A 4,051-nucleotide genomic window follows, 5' to 3' on the forward strand; every position below is an offset into this window, starting at 1 on the left:
GCTTTGGTATCTGATCCACGATTTTAGTGATGAAAGCAAGGAACTCCATCTTTTCCCAAGTCTTTCAGAAATTAAAGGATATGGGTTTCCAAGCGAAACACAAGCACTTGCAGAAAGACTGAATGATTTAAGTTTTTGCAATCAAATAGTTGCCGAATATGAAGATTTTATTGATAAGTATGAAGCAGACAGAAGCATTCTTCGTTTTCATTATCATCGAGTGTATGAATTGCATAAATCTGTAAAAGAACTGTTCCTTGACAGAAGAGCTTATGAAACGGAAATCTTTGACCTTCCGGAAAGCAAGCCTTTTATTACGGACGATGAAATCAATGCAGATCTTGCCAGAGGAAGTGGTATTTCCGGTGGAAAAGAAAGAATCTATGATTATTTTACAGAAAGCCATGACACTAAAAGTAAAGCAGACTTTTTGAAAAATGAGTTTGGTACCGGTGGTCATTCCCATGCCTTATCTGGTGCGACTCATAGCGGACAGGATCATAGTGCCAAAGGAATCATCTATAAAAAAGAAGGTTGTGAAACAGTCAATCTGAATTGGACTCAGGTGGCAAACCGTATCGGTGAGCTGATAAGAAAAGATCGCTATCTGACAGCTGAGGAGCTTGAAAAAAGACAATTAAAAGAAGCTGAACCGCTAGAAGATGAAACGATTGAAGAAGCAACAATAGAAGCTGAGGAAGTTTTGGAAGATATTGCTGCTGAAGAAGAATTAGAGGACTATCCTTATGAGGTTGGTCAAAAGGTATTCCTTGGGGGTACGGAGTTTGAGATTACAGAAATCAGGGAGCATGAAGTTCAGCTTCTTGATCCGTCCTTGCTCTACCCTATTTTTCGTGTAGAAAGCAAAGCTAATTTTGAACGCTTGGTTGAGCATGATACAAAAAATGCGGAAGCCAAAGAAGAAAGTGTTGAGATACCGGCAGTCAACTACACCATCAGCAACGAGCATTTAGGTGAAGGTGGTCCGAAACAGAAGTTTGCAAGAAATGTTGAAGCGATAAAGCTGCTTTATGACTTGGAAAAAGATGACCGTAATGCGACTTTTGAAGAACAGGAGGTTTTGTCGAACTATGTCGGCTGGGGCGGTCTTTCTGACGCATTTGACAGCAATAAATCGAACTGGTCAAGCGAATATCAAGAGTTGAAGAATTTGTTGCCGGAAAAGGAATATGAGATGGCACGAGTTTCTACACTGAATGCCCACTATACAAGTCCGGTAGTCATCAAGGCAATGTATGAAGCGTTGTCCCAGATGGGATTTAAGACGGGAAATATCTTGGAACCATCTATGGGCATTGGTAACTTCTTTGGACTTCTTCCGGAATCTATGCGAGGAAGCAATCTTTATGGAGTTGAGCTTGATTCTATCTCCGGTCGAATTGCTCAGAAACTTTACCCGAATGCTGATATTAAAATCAGCGGATTTGAAAAAACTGACAGAAGGGATTTCTACGATATATCTATCGGCAATGTGCCTTTCGGAAATTATAAAGTCAGTGATAAACCATACGACAAGCTTGGCTTTTCAATTCACAACTATTTCTTCGCTAAGGCTCTGGATCAAGTAAGACCGGGCGGTATCGTTGCTTTTATTACAAGCCGATATACGATGGATCAGCAAAGCCCAGATGTTAGAAAATATCTTGCTCAAAGAGCTGAACTTCTTGGTGTGGTCAGACTTCCTAACAACGCATTTAAAGCCAATGCGAGAACCGATGTTGTGTCCGATATTATCTTCTTGCAGAAACGGGATCACCTGATTGATATTGAACCGGATTGGGTGCATTTGGGACAGAGCGAAGATGGATTTTCTATCAACAGCTACTTTGTCGAAAATCCTCAGATGGTGTTGGGAAAGCTCGAAAGCCAGTCTACACAGTACGGTAAGGAAGAATGTACGGTTGCTCCGATTGAGGGTACAGAATTATCAGAGCTTTTAAGCAATGCAATCAAGAATATCAACGGAAGCTATGTTGAAGCAGAGGTATCGGAACAGCCACTTGTGGGAGCTGCAGAAACCATACCGGCAACACCAGATGTAAAGAACTTCTCCTATGCTGTGGTTGATGATGAAATCTATTTCAGAGAAAACTCAGTAATGAGGCTTTGTGATTTCAATGATACAGCCAAAGGCAGAATCAAAGGTATGGTAGAGCTGAGAAGAATCGTCAATGAACTGATTGACTATCAGTTGAATGATTACTTCGACGAGGACATCAAAACGAAGCAGAAAGAGTTGGATATAGCTTATGATGAATTTTCGTCTATGTATGGCTTGCTTAATTCAAGAGCCAACTCAATGGCATTTGCCGATGATTCTTCTTACTACCTTTTATGTTCCCTTGAGAACATTGATGAAAACGGAAATCTTGAAAGCAAGGCGGATATGTTTACCAAAAGAACGATCCGACCGGAAGTTAATATCACAAGCGTGGATACGCCGATTGAAGCGTTGGCAATATCTATCGGGGAAAGAGGTATGGTGGATCTTCCGTATATGGCTGAGCTTGTAGGTACGCCAGATGAATTTGAGGATATTATAAGCGAACTAAACGGTATCATTTTCAAAAATCCTTTGGCTTCAGACGAGGCTTTTGACGGGTGGCAGACTGCTGATGAGTATTTGTCCGGCAATGTGCGTGAGAAGCTTAAAATCGCCCGTCTGGCAGCTAAAAACGATAACAGATATACTTCAAATGTAGAAGCACTGGAAAAGGCACAGCCGAAAGATTTGGACGCTTCTGAGATTGATGTAAGAATCGGTGCAACATGGATCGACAAGGATTATATCCAGCAGTTCATGGAAGAAACTTTTGAAACACCATTCTATATGAGAAGAAGCATTGAAGTAAAATATGCTCCTTTGACAGCTGAGTGGCAGATTACAGGTAAATCCGTACCGGGCAGACATGATGTCAATGCGTATGTAACCTATGGTACGGACAGAGCCAATGCTTACCGTATTTTAGAGGATTCCTTAAATCTGAAAGATGTGCGTATTTATGATACGATTGAAGATCCGGACGGAAAGCAGAAACGAGTGTTGAATAAAAAGGAAACGACGCTTGCCCAACAGAAACAGCAGGCAATCAAGGACGCTTTCCAAGATTGGATATGGAAAGATCCAAAAAGAAGGCAGGAACTTGTTGCAAAGTATAATGAGATGTTCAACTCTACCCGTCCTCGTGAGTTTGATGGTTCCCATATTCGCTTTGGTGGCATGAACCCAGATATTAAGCTGAGGGAACATCAGAAAAACGCGATTGCCCATGTTCTTTATGGTGGCAATACGCTTCTTGCTCATGAGGTAGGTGCGGGAAAGACTTTTGAGATGGCTGCTTCTGCGATGGAAGCAAAACGATTAGGATTGTGTCAGAAATCACTCTTTGTCGTACCGAACCATTTGACGCTTCAATGGGCAAATGAGTTTCTAAGGCTTTATCCAAGTGCCAAGCTGCTTGTAGCAAGCAAGAAAGATTTTGAAACAGCCAATCGAAAGAAGTTTTGTGCAAGAATTGCCACTGGCGATTATGACGCTGTGATTATCGGTCATTCGCAGTTTGAAAAGATACCGGTTTCAGCAGAAAGACAAGAAAAGCTGCTAAGGGAGCAGATAGAGGAAATTGAAAATGCCTTAGCAGAGATGAAATACCAAAGAGGTGAAAACTTTTCTATCAAGCAGATGGAAAAGACAAGAAAGTCGTTGCAGACAAGACTGGATAAGCTGCTTGCCAACGATAAGAAAGATGATGTCATTACCTTTGAACAGCTTGGTGTTGATCGTCTGTTCGTTGATGAAAGTCATAGCTTCAAGAATTTGTTCCTTTATACAAAAATGAGGAATGTAGCCGGCTTATCAACATCAGAGGCTCAGAAGTCATCAGATATGTTTATGAAGTGTCGCTATATGGACGAACTGACAGATGGAAAAGGTGTTATCTTTGCGACAGGAACTCCCGTCAGCAATTCAATGACGGTGCGCCCGTAAGGGGCTGTAATAATCTTACCTTGAGCAAGTAATAGGGCAAGG

Annotated in this window: 1 protein-coding gene; it reads left to right on the forward strand. The window is 41.5% G+C overall.

Going from position 1 to position 4,051, the window contains the following annotated elements:
• Positions 1 to 4,009: DEAD/DEAH box helicase family protein (locus tag ACLUJM_RS13145; protein ID WP_412413013.1), on the forward strand; the 4,009-nt coding region annotated here is incomplete at its 5' end.
• Positions 4,010 to 4,051 lie beyond the last annotated feature (42 nt).

Origin of the sequence: Finegoldia sp., assembly GCF_046991905.1 — a bacterium.
Lineage (GTDB): Bacteria > Bacillota > Clostridia > Tissierellales > Peptoniphilaceae > Finegoldia.